Origin of the sequence: Mitsuaria sp. GD03876, from assembly GCF_029840635.1 — a bacterium.
GTDB lineage: Bacteria > Pseudomonadota > Gammaproteobacteria > Burkholderiales > Burkholderiaceae_C > Roseateles.
In genome coordinates this window covers 41,592-54,308 of the sequence record NZ_JAOCCU010000029.1, presented here as the reverse complement: position 1 = coordinate 54,308, position 12,717 = coordinate 41,592, and the positions used below count along the sequence as shown (strand labels likewise).

The 12,717-nt window shown below is 69.3% G+C and carries 17 protein-coding genes; 10 read left to right on the top strand and 7 right to left on the bottom strand.

The annotated features are described in order from the left end of the window. Window positions 1–132: 132 nt before the first annotated feature. Entirely contained in the window at window positions 133–666 is a 534-nt protein-coding gene (locus N5D62_RS18370) for a spore coat U domain-containing protein (RefSeq protein ID WP_279759323.1), read from the bottom strand. A 333-nt stretch (window positions 667–999) separates the two neighbouring features. Between N5D62_RS18370 and N5D62_RS18365 the strand changes: the two genes are divergently transcribed. The 9 genes from N5D62_RS18365 (at window position 1,000) to phaR (ending at window position 9,146) form a co-directional block, all read left to right on the top strand. Next, window positions 1,000–2,124, top strand: coding sequence for a hypothetical protein (locus tag N5D62_RS18365; protein ID WP_279759321.1), 1,125 nt, complete (start codon window positions 1,000–1,002; stop codon window positions 2,122–2,124). A gap of 22 nt (window positions 2,125–2,146) precedes the next feature. Continuing rightward, a complete protein-coding gene (locus N5D62_RS18360) occupies window positions 2,147–3,397 on the top strand; it encodes a toxic anion resistance protein (RefSeq protein WP_279759320.1) in 1,251 nt (416 codons plus the stop codon). An 8-nt stretch (window positions 3,398–3,405) separates the two neighbouring features. After that, the gene (locus tag N5D62_RS18355; protein WP_279759319.1) at window positions 3,406–4,968 is read left to right on the top strand and encodes a VWA domain-containing protein; all 1,563 of its coding nucleotides are present in this window, start codon (window positions 3,406–3,408) and stop codon (window positions 4,966–4,968) included. 1 nt (window position 4,969) lies between these two features. Then, the gene (locus tag N5D62_RS18350; RefSeq protein WP_279759318.1) at window positions 4,970–5,602 is read left to right on the top strand and encodes a hypothetical protein; all 633 of its coding nucleotides are present in this window, start codon (window positions 4,970–4,972) and stop codon (window positions 5,600–5,602) included. Window positions 5,603–5,620: 18 nt separating this feature from the next. Further along, window positions 5,621–5,827 carry a ribbon-helix-helix domain-containing protein gene (locus tag N5D62_RS18345; protein ID WP_279759317.1) on the top strand — a complete coding sequence of 69 codons (207 nt, stop codon included), beginning with the start codon at window positions 5,621–5,623 and terminating at the stop codon, window positions 5,825–5,827. Beyond that, a complete protein-coding gene (locus tag N5D62_RS18340) occupies window positions 5,824–6,204 on the top strand; it encodes a hypothetical protein (RefSeq protein WP_279759316.1) in 381 nt (126 codons plus the stop codon). Before N5D62_RS18345 ends, N5D62_RS18340 begins: the two co-directional genes overlap by 4 nt. Window positions 6,205–6,215: 11 nt before the next feature. Beyond that, window positions 6,216–7,247 carry a LacI family DNA-binding transcriptional regulator gene (locus N5D62_RS18335; RefSeq protein WP_279759315.1) on the top strand — a complete coding sequence of 344 codons (1,032 nt, stop codon included), beginning with the start codon at window positions 6,216–6,218 and terminating at the stop codon, window positions 7,245–7,247. 187 nt (window positions 7,248–7,434) lie between these two features. Further along, window positions 7,435–8,427, top strand: coding sequence for a tripartite tricarboxylate transporter substrate binding protein (locus N5D62_RS18330; protein WP_279759314.1), 993 nt, complete (start codon window positions 7,435–7,437; stop codon window positions 8,425–8,427). Window positions 8,428–8,558: 131 nt separating this feature from the next. Continuing rightward, the gene (gene phaR / locus N5D62_RS18325) at window positions 8,559–9,146 is read left to right on the top strand and encodes a polyhydroxyalkanoate synthesis repressor PhaR (RefSeq protein WP_279759313.1); all 588 of its coding nucleotides are present in this window, start codon (window positions 8,559–8,561) and stop codon (window positions 9,144–9,146) included. Between the two features lie 3 nt (window positions 9,147–9,149). Here the strand turns inward: phaR and N5D62_RS18320 are convergent, their stop codons facing one another. Then, window positions 9,150–9,398, bottom strand: a complete 249-nt coding sequence (locus N5D62_RS18320) for a hypothetical protein (RefSeq protein ID WP_279759312.1) — start codon at window positions 9,396–9,398, stop codon at window positions 9,150–9,152. A gap of 123 nt (window positions 9,399–9,521) precedes the next feature. Next, entirely contained in the window at window positions 9,522–9,989 is a 468-nt protein-coding gene (locus N5D62_RS18315; RefSeq protein WP_279759311.1) for a GFA family protein, read from the bottom strand. A 240-nt stretch (window positions 9,990–10,229) separates the two neighbouring features. Between N5D62_RS18315 and N5D62_RS18310 the strand changes: the two genes are divergently transcribed. After that, entirely contained in the window at window positions 10,230–10,742 is a 513-nt protein-coding gene (locus tag N5D62_RS18310) for a hypothetical protein (protein WP_279759310.1), read from the top strand. A gap of 85 nt (window positions 10,743–10,827) precedes the next feature. Here the strand turns inward: N5D62_RS18310 and N5D62_RS18305 are convergent, their stop codons facing one another. From N5D62_RS18305 to stbB, 4 genes are all read right to left on the bottom strand, one after another. Next, window positions 10,828–11,073 (bottom strand): hypothetical protein, encoded by a 246-nt coding sequence (locus N5D62_RS18305; protein ID WP_279759309.1) that lies wholly within the window; start codon window positions 11,071–11,073, stop codon window positions 10,828–10,830. Window positions 11,074–11,304: 231 nt separating this feature from the next. Then, window positions 11,305–11,508 (bottom strand): hypothetical protein, encoded by a 204-nt coding sequence (locus N5D62_RS18300; RefSeq protein WP_279759308.1) that lies wholly within the window; start codon window positions 11,506–11,508, stop codon window positions 11,305–11,307. After that, a complete protein-coding gene (locus tag N5D62_RS18295) occupies window positions 11,505–11,990 on the bottom strand; it encodes a hypothetical protein (protein WP_279759307.1) in 486 nt (161 codons plus the stop codon). Before N5D62_RS18295 ends, N5D62_RS18300 begins: the two co-directional genes overlap by 4 nt. 19 nt (window positions 11,991–12,009) lie before the next feature. Beyond that, complete coding sequence (stbB, locus tag N5D62_RS18290; RefSeq protein ID WP_279759306.1) at window positions 12,010–12,714, bottom strand: StbB family protein; 705 nt, start codon at window positions 12,712–12,714, stop codon at window positions 12,010–12,012. Window positions 12,715–12,717: the final 3 nt, after the last annotated feature.

The following is a 12,717-nucleotide window of genomic DNA, read 5'->3' as shown; positions in this document are numbered from 1 at the left end:
CGGGGCGGATTGTCGCCGGACGGAAATGCCAAAGGCGCGCCCGGGGGCGCGCCTTGGGGGCGGGCGGCGGCGCCTGGACGCCGGGCCGCGGGGAGGGGGAACCCGCGGCCGGGGAGGCCCGTGCCGGGGGGATCAGTAGGTGATGGTGACCGTCACCGTGTCGGTGTAGGTGCCCGGCACCACGTTGGCCAGCGACGGGATGCGGCCGTAGACGGTGACGGACTGGGCGCTGCCCGAGCCGGTGCCGCTCTTGGTGCTGGAGCTGGCGGTGCCGTCGCCGAAGACCGTCGTGCGGCCCGAGTCCAGGTAGAGCTGGTAGCCCAGGGTGTTGGAACCGCTCTTCATCGTGCGGGTCGTGAAGTTGGACGCGCCGCCGGCGTTGGCGCCGGCGTTCAGGGCGACCGCGTAGGGGGTCGTGTTCGAGCAGGTGACCGTCAGCGTCGAGGTCGCGTCCAGCGGCACGCCGGCCGCCAGCGGGTCGATCGCGCTGCCGAAGTTCAGCGTCGAGCCCGACACGGTGCACGAGCTGGAGATCGTCGCCGTCACCTGGAAGGTGTTCTGCGCCGTGGTGGCGTTGGCCGTCATCGTGCCGGTGGCCGCCGCGGCCAGGCCCAGGCCGATGGCGATGCGCTTGAAACGGATGGCTTGCTTCGAGAACGTGTTCATGTGACCCCCTGCTTTGTGATGGATGAATCTTCGTTTCCAGGGAGGTTCTCCAACAGAAGCCAGGGGCGACACCCCGGGTCCGCGCGTCCACGCAGCCGCGTGTAGGCAATGTGCCGACGCCTGTGGGCCACCCGGCGGCGCCGGACGCCGGACGCCGGACGGCGGGACGGCCGTGGCGACCGCGGGGGAGGCGGCTCGCCCTGGGTCTTCCTGGCTCTTTCGGGCCCTGCCGCTCGTCACACACTCCACGGGGTGACTTGTTGGCGTCATCACCGGTCGATATCGTCCGCCCTCGCGTGGCCTTTCACGCCTGCCTTCAAGGGGCTTGTCACCTTGGAAATTCGCAAACTGATCGCCCCCGTCCTGGCGATCGCGCTCATCGCCGCGGTGGGCGGCGGCATCTGGTACTCCAACGCGCGGCTCGGGCAGGACAAGACCGCCGCCGTCACCGCCCAGCAGGAGCGCGACCGCCAGGTCACGCTGCGCGGGCTGATCGGCTCGGAGAAGGAAGCCTTCTTCAACGACCCCCGCGTCCAGCAGGCGCTCGCCGCCCGCGGCATCACGGTCGCGGTCGAGAAGGCCGGCTCCCGCGCCATCGCCGCCCGGGTCGACGCCACGAAGTACGACTTCGGCTTCCCCTCCGGCGCTCCCGCCGGCCAGCAGCTCAAGGCGGCGGCCAAGGCGCCCAACGTCTACACGCCGTTCTACACGCCCATCGTCTTCGCCAGCTGGAAGCCGATCGCCGAGATCCTCGTGGCCAACGGCATCGCCCAGCGCGACGGCGACTTCTATTACATCGTCGACCTGCAGCGCCTGATGACGCTGATCGAGCAGGGCACCCGCTGGCGCGACCTCAAGAAGAGCGAGGCCTTCGCCACCGGCAAGGCGGTGCTGGTGAACTCCACCGACGTGCGCACCTCCAATTCCGCCGCGATGTACCTGGCGCTGGCCAGCTACCTGGCCAACCAGCAGCAGATCGTCCAGAGCCAGGAGGAGGTCGAGCAGGTGCTGCCGGTGGTCGCGCCGCTGTTCCTGCGCCAGGGCTTCCAGGAGCAGAGCTCGGCCGGCCCCTTCGAGGACTACCTCGCGCTGGGCATGGGCAAGGCGCCGCTGCTGGTCGCCTACGAGTCGCAGATGGTCGAGTTCTGGCTGCGCAACCCGGACCGGGTCAAGGGCGACATGGTGGTGCTCTATCCGCGCCCGACCGTGTACTCGAAACACGTGCTGGTGCCCTACAACGACAAGGGCGCCCGCCTGGGCGAGGCGCTGGACACCGATCCCAAGCTGCGCGAGCTCGCGCATGAATACGGTTTCCGCACCGGCGGCGACGTCAAGGGCCCCGAGACCTGGGCCCAGCGCGGCGTCAAGGTGCCGCCGGTGCTGGTCGACGTCGTCGACCCGCCGAGCTACGAATGGCTCGAACGCATGATCCAGGGCGTCGAAGCCCGCTTCAAGTGACCCTCGTCCCCAGGAGGACCGCATGACCGCTTCGCAGAACCAGACCACCACCACCGCCGCTCCCACCGCGCTGGACACGCTCCAGCCGCCGCAGGCCTTCACGCTGGAGCCGCCCGCGCCGGTGCAGGTCGTGCCCGCCGAGGCCGCCGCCGGCAAGGTGCGGCTCAAGCCCGAGGACGTCGCCGAGCTCGACGGCCAGGTGCGCCAGTTCATCGACGACATCACCACCCACGACGCCCAGCATCCGACCTTCAAGCAGGCCGTCGAGCGCATCCACGCGATGGGCAACAAGGACATCGAGGCGGCCGCTTCGGCCTCCAACCGGATGCTGGACCGCCCGGTGGGCTCGCTGAAGAACGGCATCCTCGACCAGGGCGCGCAGATCGGCCAGTCGCTGATCGACCTGCGCCGCACCGTCGAGGACCTCGATCCGTCGCGCCAGGGCGACCTGTTCTCCGCGCGCAAGCTGCTGGGCTTCATCCCGATGGGCAACAAGCTGGCCGACTACTTCGACCGCTACCAGTCCTCCCAGGCCCACCTGAACGCGATCATCGAGGCGCTCAAGGGCGGCAAGGACGAGCTGATGCGCGACAACGCCGCCATCGAGCAGGAGAAGGTCAACCTCTGGACGCTGATGGAGCGGCTGGAGAAGTACATCCACATCGGCAAGACGCTCGATGGCCAGCTCGACGCGAAGGCCAAGGCGCTCGACCTGGTCGACGGCGAGAAGGCCCGCGTCGTGCGCGAGGAGATGCTCTTCTACACGCGGCAGAAGGTCACCGACCTGCTGACGCAGCAGGCCGTGAACATCCAGGGCTACCTGGCGCTGGACCTGATCCGCAAGAACAACCTGGAGCTGATCAAGGGCGTCGACCGCGCGACGACGACGACCGTCTCGGCGCTGCGCACCGCGGTGATCGTGGCGCAGGCGCTCAACAACCAGAAGCTGGTGCTGGACCAGATCTCCGCGCTGAACACCACCACCGGCAACCTGATCGCCGGCACCAGCGAGCTGCTGCGCGACCAGAGCGCCGCGATCCACCAGCAGGCCGCCTCCAGCACCATCGAGATCGCCAAGTTGCAGCAGGCCTTCACCAACATCTACCAGACGATGGACACGATCGCCGACTTCAAGACGAAGGCGCTCGCGTCGATGCAGACGACGGTCGACGTGCTCTCGGACGAGGTCGCCAAGAGCAAGACCTACCTGGACCGCGTGCGCCGCCAGGAATCCGCCGCGGCGCTGCAGGCCTCGGGGGAGGTGTCCCTGTGAGGTCGGCGATGCGGTGGGCGGCTGCGGCGCTGTCCTCGACGCTGCTGCTCGCGGGCTGCGGAAGGCGCGACGAGGCCTCGAGCGCGCCGCCCGCCGCGCCCGCGTCGCTGGCGTTCACCGTGCTGGCCGGTTCCGAGGTCAAGGACCTCGAACCCGCGATCGTCGCCGCCGGCAAGGCCGCCGGGGTCGAGGTGAAGATGAGCTACGCCGGCACGCTCGACATCGTCGAGCGCATCAACGCCGGCGAGGCGTTCGACGCGATCCTGCCGCCCAACGGCGCCTATCCGTCGCTGGCGCTGGCCAAGCCGCCGCTGGCGCGGGAGAAGCTCTTCTACTCGCGCATCGCGCTGGGCGTGAAGGCGGCCAAGCTGGCCGACCTGGGCTGGGACCGGCGCGCGCCGACCTGGGCCGACATCGCCAAGGCCGCCAGCGGCGGCAAGCTGCATTACGCGATGACGAACGCGGCCAGCTCCAATTCGGGCATGAGCGCGCTGTTCGCGGTCGCCGCGGCGTCCTCGGGCAAGACCGAGGACATGGCCGCGTCCGATGTCGACGAGAAGGTCATCACCGCCTTCCTGTCCGGCCAGCGGCTGACGGCGGGCAGCTCCGGCTGGCTGGCCGACGCCTTCGCCCAGGACCCCGGCCCGATCGACGCGATGGTGAACTACGAGGCGGTGATCCTGCGCGCCAACGAGAAGCTGCCGCCGGCGCAGCGCCTGACGCTGGTCTACCCGCGCGACGGGATGATCTCGGCGGACTACCCGCTGATGCTGCTGAACGAGGCCCGGCGCGAGCCCTACAACAAGCTGGTCGCCGCGCTCAAGGCGGTGGAGTTCCAGCGCGACGCGCTCGGCCCGGCCTTCCTGCGACCGGCCAATCCGCAGGTCGCCGCCGCGGCCGCGCTGCCCACCGCGGCGATCGCGGAACTGTCCTTCCCCAACAAGCTCGAGGTCATCGACGCGGTGCTGTCGGCCTACCAGGCCAAGTGGCGCAAGCCCTCGACGTCGATCTTCGTGCTCGACATCAGCGGCTCGATGAAGGGCGAGCGCATCGAGCTGATGCGCGAGGCGCTCAAGGTGCTCGGCGGCGCGGCGCAGACCACGGCCAGCGCGCGGCTCGCGGCCTTCCAGGGGCGGGAGCGCGTGATCCTGATCCCGTTCGACGACCGCGTCGACGAGCCCATCCTGGTGCCCTTCGACGCCGGCGACATCGCCGGCGCCCGCGCCCGGCTGGCCGGCGTCGCCGACGAGCTGCGCCCGCGCGGCGGCACGGCGGTGTACTCGGCGCTGGCGGCGGCGCTGGAGGTCGCCGCGCAGGAACGCCGCGAGCACCCCGAGCGCTTCGTCAGCGTCGCGCTGCTGACCGACGGCGAGAGCAACAAGGGCCTGTCCTTCGCCGCGTTCAAGCAGCGCTACGGGCAGGGCGCGCCGGCGCGGGTGTTCCCGATCCTGTTCGGCGAGGGCAACGTCGACGAGATGAAGCAGATCGCGCAGATGACCGGCGGGCGCGAGTTCGACGGCCGCCGCTCGCGCCTGGCGCAGGTGTTCCGCGAGATCCGCGGCTACCAGTGACATGGCGGCGCAGCGATCCCTGAAGCTCCGCGCGCTGCTGTTCCTGTACGGCAGCGGCAACATCCTGGGCTGCGCGCTGGCGCTGGCCGGGCCGGCGCTGCTGTTCGCCGGCGTCATCGACCACGGCTGGCTGCTGATCACCGCCGGGCTGTATGTCGCGGGCCTGCTGCTGGGCCGGCGCCAGCCCGAGCTCGAGCGCGCGATCGAGGACAGCCTGACCCACGAGCAGACGATGCAGCGCCTGGACGACGTGATCGCGCACGCGCTGCCGCACCTGCCCGACGAGGTCCGGCCGGGACTGGCCTCGATCCGGGCCTCGGTGGCCGAGGTGCTGCCGCGGCTGCGCGACTCCGGCCTGCACAGCGAGGACCTGTTCACCGTGCGCCAGACGGTGCTGCGCTACCTGCCGGAGACGCTGGCCAACTACGTCGCGCTGCCGCCGGCGTTCCGGGCCAGCCATGCGCTCAAGGACGGCAAGACCGCGCGGCAGCTGCTGGCGGAGCAGCTCGCGCTGCTGGAGGCGCAGATGCGCGAGATCGTCGCCAACGCGGCCCGGCAGGACGCGCAGGCGCTGATCGCCAACGGGCACTTCCTCGAGGAGAAGTTCCGCCAGCCCGACTTCCTGGTCCGCTGAGCGCGAAGGCCGAGCCGCATGACCCGCACCATCGTCGACATCCCCGCCGCGCAGCTCGTCGAGATCGACCGGCTGTGCCGGCTGATGGGCATCTCGCGCGCGGAGGCGGTGCGCCGGGCGCTCGCGGCCTTCGCCGTCGGCCATGCCGAGGTGACGCCCGAGGCCTTCGGGCTGTGGAAGGGGCAGGGCGAGGCCGGCACCCCGCCGCCCGGAGAGCGCCGGTGAATGCCGTCATCGACGAGGACCTGCTGCTCGACTACCTGAACGGCGAGCCGCGCGCGGCGCGGGCGCTGGAGGCCTGCGCGCACCGCTCGATCAGCGTCGTCACCTGGCTGTCGGTGATGGCGCGCTGCCCGGCCGGGCTGCTCGAGCCCACGCGCGGTTTCCTGCGCACCTTCGAGCGGCTGTCGATCGGCGAGGCGGTGGCCGACGAGGCGCTGCGGCTGCGGCTGGCCTCGCCGGCGCTGGCCCAGCCGCGCGCGCTCGCCTGGGCCACGGCCAACGTCAACCAGCTGATGTTCGTGACCTCGCGCCGGGAGGGGCTGGAGGCGGCGGGACGCAATGTCGTGCTGGCCTACGACGGCGAATCCGCGCCCCTATGATCGGCGCCCATATGTCCGACACCGAGACCTTTCCCCGTCCGCGCCGCCGCAAAGGGAGCGGCGCCGTCACGCTGCGCGATGTCGCGCAACTCGCCGGGGTGGCGCCGATCACCGCGTCGCGCGCGATCAACACGCCGCAGCAGGTCTCGCCCGAGGTCCGCGCGCGCGTGACCGAGGCGGTGAAGCAGACCGGCTACGTGCCCAACCTGCTGGCCGGCGCGCTGTCGTCGATGAAGAGCCGCATGGTGGGCGTCGCGGTGCCGACGATCGCCGGGCCGGTGTTCCTGGACACGGTGCAGAGCCTGACCGAGGCGCTGTTCGAGGCCGGCTACCAGGTGCTGCTCGGCCAGACCGGCTACGACAACGCCCGCGAGGACGCGTGGCTCGACGCCATGATCGGCCGCCGTCCCGACGGCCTGGTGCTGACCGGCACCAGCCATTCGCCGCAGGCGCGCACGCGGCTGCGCGCCGCCGGCGTGCCGGTGGTCGAGACTTGGGACCAGAGCGACGATCCGATCGACATGCTGGTCGGGTTCTCGCACGTGGAGGTGGGCCGCCAGGTCGCGAGCTTCCTGCACGGGCGCGGCTGCCGGCGCCTGGCCGGCGTCGCGGGCAGCGACGAACGCGCGATGCGGCGCTTCCGCGCGTTCCAGGACCAGGCCCGCGCGCTGGGCATCGCCGACGTGCCGGTGGCCACCGTCGAGACGCCGACGACGCTGGGCAGCGGCCGCCGCGGGCTGGCCGAGCTGCTCGAGCATCCGGCGGGCATCGACGCGGTGTTCTGCAGTTCCGACTCGCTGGCGCTGGGCGTGCTGATCGAGGCGCAGGCCCGCGGGTTGCGCGTGCCCGAGGACCTCGCCATCGTCGGCTTCGGCGACCTGGCGCTGGCCCGCGATCTGGAGCCGGCGCTGACCACGGTGCGCATCGACGGCTTCGCGATCGGCCGCCAGGCCGCGCGCTTCATCCTCGACCGCGCCGACGGGCCGGTGGACCGGCGCTCGATCGACATCGGCTTCGAGCTGGTCCGGCGCGCCAGCGCCTGACTTCCCCCTGACGCCGCCCGCGCGGCCGCCCCTCGCCCCCTCGCCGCGACCCCGGGGGAATCCCTCATCCACGCCGTCTTGACGCTCGGGACGGTACCGATACCATTCGTGCCATCACAACGATGGTATCGGTACCAACGCTGTTGGGGCGCGGGACCGGATGCCGTCATGGACGGAGACAAGCGAGATGAATTCGGTGAATCGGAACCGCCTGCGGATCCTGGCGGTCGCGGCGGCGGCACTGGCGGCCGGGTCGATGTCCTCGGCCTGGGCCGCCGACAACTGGCCGAGCCAGCCGGTGAAGCTGGTGGTGCCATTCGCGCCGGGTGGCACGTCGGACGTGCTGGCGCGCGAGATCGCGGCGCGGCTGCAAGTGGCGCTCAAGCAGACCATCGTCGTCGACAACAAGGCCGGCGCCGGCGGCGTGCTGGGCGCGGACAGCGTCGCCAAGGCGGCGCCCGACGGCTACACGGTGCTGCTGGGCACGATCGCGACGCACGCGATCAATCCGGCGCTGCTGCCCAAGGTGCCCTACAAGGCCGACAGGGACTTCGCCCCGGTGATCCTGCTGGGCAAGATCTCCAACGTGCTGCTGATCGGGCCGGGCTCGCAGGCGAAGACGGTGAAGGACATCGTCGCGGCCGCGAAGGCCAAGCCCGGCGACCTGACCTTCGCCTCGGCGGGGCAGGGGACGTCGCAGCACCTGTCGGGCGAGATGTTCCGCCTGCTGACCGGCGCGCAGCTGACGCATGTCCCCTACAAGGGCAGCGCCCCGGCGATCCAGGACGTCATGGGCGGCCAGGTGCCGATGAGCTTCGAGACGGTGACCGTGGCGCTGCCGCAGATCAAGGCGGGCAAGGTCCAGGCGCTGGCGGTGACCTCGGGCAAGCGCAGCGCGCAGCTGCCCGACGTGCCGACGCTGGCCGAGTCCGGCGTGCCCGGCTTCGACGTGTCGAGCTGGCAGGCGCTGTACCTGCCGGCGGGCACGCCGGCGGCGATCGTCGCCAGGCTCAACGCCGAGGTGCAGAAGGTCGTCGCGCAGCCCGAGGTGAAGGCCAAGATGGAGGCGCTGGGGCTGGAGTACGCGCCCAACACGCCGGCCCAGTTCGCCGAGTTCCAGAAGGCGGAGCAGGCCAAGTGGGCCAAGGTGATCAAGGACGGCAACGTCAAGCCGGACTGAGCGGATCCGCGCGCCCGGCGTCGCCCGGGCGTCGATGGGCGGAACGCCTCCCGCACAGCAAGGGAAATCACCCGGCGGAGGGCTCGACGGGGGCCTCCTAGAATGGGTTTCAGACCCTCAGAGGAGACAGCATGGTGACGGCCCGACGCGGCAAGACCGCCCCCGGCAGCGACGATCCGGCGCAACCGAAGGGACCGCGGGTCCTGAAGAAGTACCCCAACCGGCGGCTCTACGACACCCAGACCAGCAGCTACATCACCTTGGCGGACGTCAAGAAGATGGTGCTGGAGGGGGAGGACTTCGAAGTCCGAGACGCCAAGTCGGGCGAGGAACTGACCCGCTCCATCCTGCTGCAGATCATCCTGGAGGAGGAGATGGGCGGGATGCCGATGTTCTCGACGCCGCTGCTGGCGCAGATCATCCGGTTCTACGGCCATGCGATGCAGGGCCTGATGGGCGCCTACCTCGAGAAGAACCTGCACGCCTTCGCCGAGATGCAGTCGCGTTTCGCCGAGCAGAGCAAGGGCGCGGGTTTCGACCCTCAGCTGTGGTCGCAGTTCATGAGCGGCCAGGCGCCGATGATGCAGGGCCTGATGGGCAACTACCTGGAGCAGTCGCAGAAGCTGTTCCTGCAGATGCAGGAGCAGTTCCAGAACGCGGGCAACATCTTCCCGGGCGTGCCCGGCATGCCGGGCTTCACGCCGCCGACGAAGAAGTGAGGGTCACCGACCGGACCCGAGGCGGCACTCGATCTGGTTGAGCGCCGCGTTCACGACGACCGGCGTGCCCTCGCGTTCGAGGCAGGCCTCATGGTCGGCCTGGTGGTCCTGGCCGGTCCAGATCGCCAGCAGCACGATTCCCCCGATCAGCGCGAGCCCCGTCAACACGGGGCGCCGCTTCGTCCAGGCGAAGGGTTCGGCGCGCGCGCGGGGGGTGTCGTCGAGCAGCGGGGCGGGGCGGGTGCGGGACATGGGCGGGATGCTAGACAGCCGGTTCGGCCTTGTCTGCGCCGGCGCGCCGCCCGGCCGTGACCGAATGCGCGCCGCGCGCCGATCCGAGGCCGGGCTCCCCGGTTCGAGGGGACGGCCCGGCCGCTAGAGCCCGTGCCGGCGATGCCAGTCGGCCAGCGATTCGTCGGGGAACTGGTCGAAGCGCGCGTCGCCCGGTTTCCCTTCCACCTGCACCCAGGACGCCTTCGAGTCGAGCAGCCCATGCACGTTCTCCGGCGGCTCCGGGAGCGGCGTGTCGATCGCGCTGGCGTGCGGGTGGATGAGGTCGGGCCAGTTGTCGTCGTACATCCAGAGGGCGGTGCCGCAACGGCCGCAGAAGTGGCGCTGGCCGGAGCTTTCCTTGCCGTCGATGACGGCGCGGTAGACCTTCAGGTCGCGTTTGCCCTGGAGCAGCTTGAAGCTGTGGTGGTCGCCGGCGATGTTGATCGCGTAGCCGCCGGTGCCGGCGGTCTTGCGGCAGATCGAGCAGTAGCAGCGCATGAACGGATAGGGCTCGGTCGAGTCGAGCGAGAAGCGGATGCTGCCGCAGTGGCAGGAGCCTTCGAGGTGCATGGCGGACGCCCTCCGTGTGGGGAATTGACGGCAAGGTGGCGGCAAGTCGCATGCCCCGGGCGCACGCCGCCAGGGGCAGTGTCGTAGAATGCCGCCCCAGCTCCCAGCCAGGCCCTCCGGCGGAAATCAAATGGAATCAACGACTTACGACCCCTCCGCCGCCAAGCAGGCTGCCGCGCCCAAGATCGGCTTCGTCTCGCTCGGCTGCCCTTAAGCCAAGAGTTCTATACCATCCGACAGATGGCCTTTCCCGACGTCATGCTGGGTCCTGAGCCCCCAGTTAAGGGCTACATGATCTATGGGCATACCGAAACCGGTTACTGGTTTGACGCCCTGGGCTGGGTAGCCTACTTCTTTGCGCAGGTTGAATGGGCCGCCTACGTGGTGGTCGAGAAGTTAGAGGCACCTGCGGATCGTTTGCGGTCCTCCAAGTTGCTCTTCAAGGCTCGGTGCCAACGCGCTGATGTCTTGATGGCTGCGCATGTCAAAGACGCTCAGTTGGCCGATGAATGGTCTGAATTCTGGGCCGACGCAATCGCCGCCGCCCCGATGCGAAACAAGATCCTGCACAACCCGTTTACCCTGGGTCTCGATGGCAGGGACGTTGCGACAGAGCATGACGGCATCAAGCTTATTCAAGACGCGGGACAGCCGGTTCTGAAGCTTGGCCGGGTGCAGACCTACAACGAACAGCTCTCTGCGTTGGTGAGGCGGATGCACGAGTTGTTCTCACGGACACAGCTTCCTTTGTAGGGCCTCCCCGCTCTGCGACGACCAGGGAAATCAGAAGAGAAAAGGCCCGCAGATGCGGGCCCTTCTTGTTGCAGGAGGGGGCGACTCAGCGAGGCAGGGGCGCGCCGACAACGCGCATATGTCCTCGTCCTTGCAGCATCTCGCGATAGGCATTCACGGCCACCGCTTCAGCCTCTCGCGCGACGCGATCTCCTTCTGCGATCACGTGACCGTCTTCGGTCAGCACTGCAAGTCGCCCTGGCTTTCCGTCTATCGAGACGGTGAGGCCCTGATGGGATATCGCCGTGATGACGACACCTTCGATGGCGCCCTGTTCTTGATCTCCGATCATGGGTGTTTCAAAGGTTGGCCGGTTTTAGGATTCGACTTGTCTTCGACGCGTCAGCGCGGATCCCGAGACCCGGGATGCATCCCGACGCAAGTGCACGTTGATACGGGTCGTCCGAGGCTCGCATGGCGGCGACGCGAGCACTGGCCTTGCCAGACGCCGCTGATGCCTGGCGCCCCTTGGGGGTCATAGCCATGCTGGCGATCTGACCGACGTAGTTCCGATCGAAAGCGTTCATTCGACTATCCCTTTGGGAACGACGGCCCAAGCCTGCACCGGCTCGGCGACAACGCCACCGCTCTCGCACCAGCGCCATTCCACGCCGTCGAAGAAGCCGGAGTCCACGCCCGCTTCGGCAGTGCTCAGCAACACGGTCACTTCGGCATCGGGCATGCCGTCCTGCGGCAGCTCCTGCCACTCGATCACTTCGCGCTTCATGCCGCCAGCTCCAATGGCGTGACCTGGTAGATCTCCGCGCCGGCGACGTCGTCCATTCGAACGGTGCCGCTGCGCACTCGGGCGGACAGGAAATCGGCACCGGCCACCGCGACTACCGCAGCGTTCGGGTGGGCCATCATCAAGTCGCGAGCTTCCTCCACTGCAGCCCAGATCGGCTCCGCCAGGTCGGCTCGCCAGCGGCAGTCAGCAATCGCGAGCTGAACCAGGTTGCGCAGTACGGTGTGCTGGCGCCGGGCAGTGACGCTGCCCTCCACGACCTGCAGCGCGATCTCGGCGCCCATGCCGATGATCCAGGTCAGGTGCGATAGCAGCCCCTTCGCATGGTCGCCGTCCTGGGTCAAGAAGATCACGATGCCGACGCTTCGTGCGTGGCTGCGCATGGTGTTGCGAGCCACGGCGTGCGCGACGGAATTGTTGGGAAGGCCGCGCGAGGGAGCGCGGCTCTTGTTGGTCTTGGACACGTTCTCTCCCTCCGATGCCTTACGCCTGAGCCAGGCCAGCCCAGACCTGGTCCAGCTCGTCTTGCGCGGACTCGGCCATGCCGAGCGTCGCGATCGCGCGGACGACAGCCAGGCGCTCGTCGGGCGACTTCGCGCTCTTGCGGGCCAGCTCGAGCTGGCCGAAGTCCTGCATCACGACCTGAGCAATCGTCTGGCCCGACGCCGCCAGGCGGCCATAGACCTCGCTGTCGCTGATGTGGCCCTGGACAACGCTCCCGCGCTTCGTTTCCTCCAGGTAGGCCAGCAGCGGGGCGAAGGCCGTTGCGGCGGTCTCGGTCGCCTCGAGGCCGTTCAGGATGACCTTCACCTTGTCGGACGGCACGCCAATCTGCGACAGCGCGTCGATCGTGGCGATCGCGTCACGGATCTGTTTGGCGCCCGGCATCACCGGCACGATGAACGCATCGAAGAGCTGGTGCGATCGCCGGGTCTGGGACAGGCGTTGCAACCAGTCCTCGACGTTGCTGGCGCCGACGTCGACGACGACGCCGTTGTCGCTGATGGCGACCACGTCGAGCAGCTCGGTGAACTGACGACCGCGCAGCGTCACGTCCTCCTTGCCATCGGCGTTGATGCTCTCCACCGAGGCCAGGAGCGCGCCAGGGATGCGTGGCGCGAAGAGGTTGCGGGCCAGGGTGGTCTTGCCGGCGTTGCCCGAATAGGAGAGCAGGACGATGTTCTTCATGGG

What these genes read in the sequence shown, in the direction of transcription:
- N5D62_RS18370 (WP_279759323.1), bottom strand. Translation starts at nt 666, where the DNA reads ATGAACACGTTCTCGAAGCAAGCCATCCGTTTCAAGCGCATCGCCATC.
- N5D62_RS18360 (WP_279759320.1), top strand. Translation starts at nt 2,147, where the DNA reads ATGACCGCTTCGCAGAACCAGACCACCACCACCGCCGCTCCCACCGCG.
- N5D62_RS18355 (WP_279759319.1), top strand. Translation starts at nt 3,406, where the DNA reads ATGCGGTGGGCGGCTGCGGCGCTGTCCTCGACGCTGCTGCTCGCGGGC.
- N5D62_RS18350 (WP_279759318.1), top strand. Translation starts at nt 4,970, where the DNA reads ATGGCGGCGCAGCGATCCCTGAAGCTCCGCGCGCTGCTGTTCCTGTAC.
- N5D62_RS18345 (WP_279759317.1), top strand. Translation starts at nt 5,621, where the DNA reads ATGACCCGCACCATCGTCGACATCCCCGCCGCGCAGCTCGTCGAGATC.
- N5D62_RS18335 (WP_279759315.1), top strand. Translation starts at nt 6,216, where the DNA reads ATGTCCGACACCGAGACCTTTCCCCGTCCGCGCCGCCGCAAAGGGAGC.
- N5D62_RS18330 (WP_279759314.1), top strand. Translation starts at nt 7,435, where the DNA reads ATGAATTCGGTGAATCGGAACCGCCTGCGGATCCTGGCGGTCGCGGCG.
- phaR (WP_279759313.1), top strand. Translation starts at nt 8,559, where the DNA reads ATGGTGACGGCCCGACGCGGCAAGACCGCCCCCGGCAGCGACGATCCG.
- N5D62_RS18320 (WP_279759312.1), bottom strand. Translation starts at nt 9,398, where the DNA reads ATGTCCCGCACCCGCCCCGCCCCGCTGCTCGACGACACCCCCCGCGCG.
- N5D62_RS18315 (WP_279759311.1), bottom strand. Translation starts at nt 9,989, where the DNA reads ATGCACCTCGAAGGCTCCTGCCACTGCGGCAGCATCCGCTTCTCGCTC.
- N5D62_RS18310 (WP_279759310.1), top strand. Translation starts at nt 10,230, where the DNA reads ATGGCCTTTCCCGACGTCATGCTGGGTCCTGAGCCCCCAGTTAAGGGC.
- N5D62_RS18305 (WP_279759309.1), bottom strand. Translation starts at nt 11,073, where the DNA reads ATGATCGGAGATCAAGAACAGGGCGCCATCGAAGGTGTCGTCATCACG.
- N5D62_RS18300 (WP_279759308.1), bottom strand. Translation starts at nt 11,508, where the DNA reads ATGAAGCGCGAAGTGATCGAGTGGCAGGAGCTGCCGCAGGACGGCATG.
- stbB (WP_279759306.1), bottom strand. Translation starts at nt 12,714, where the DNA reads ATGAAGAACATCGTCCTGCTCTCCTATTCGGGCAACGCCGGCAAGACC.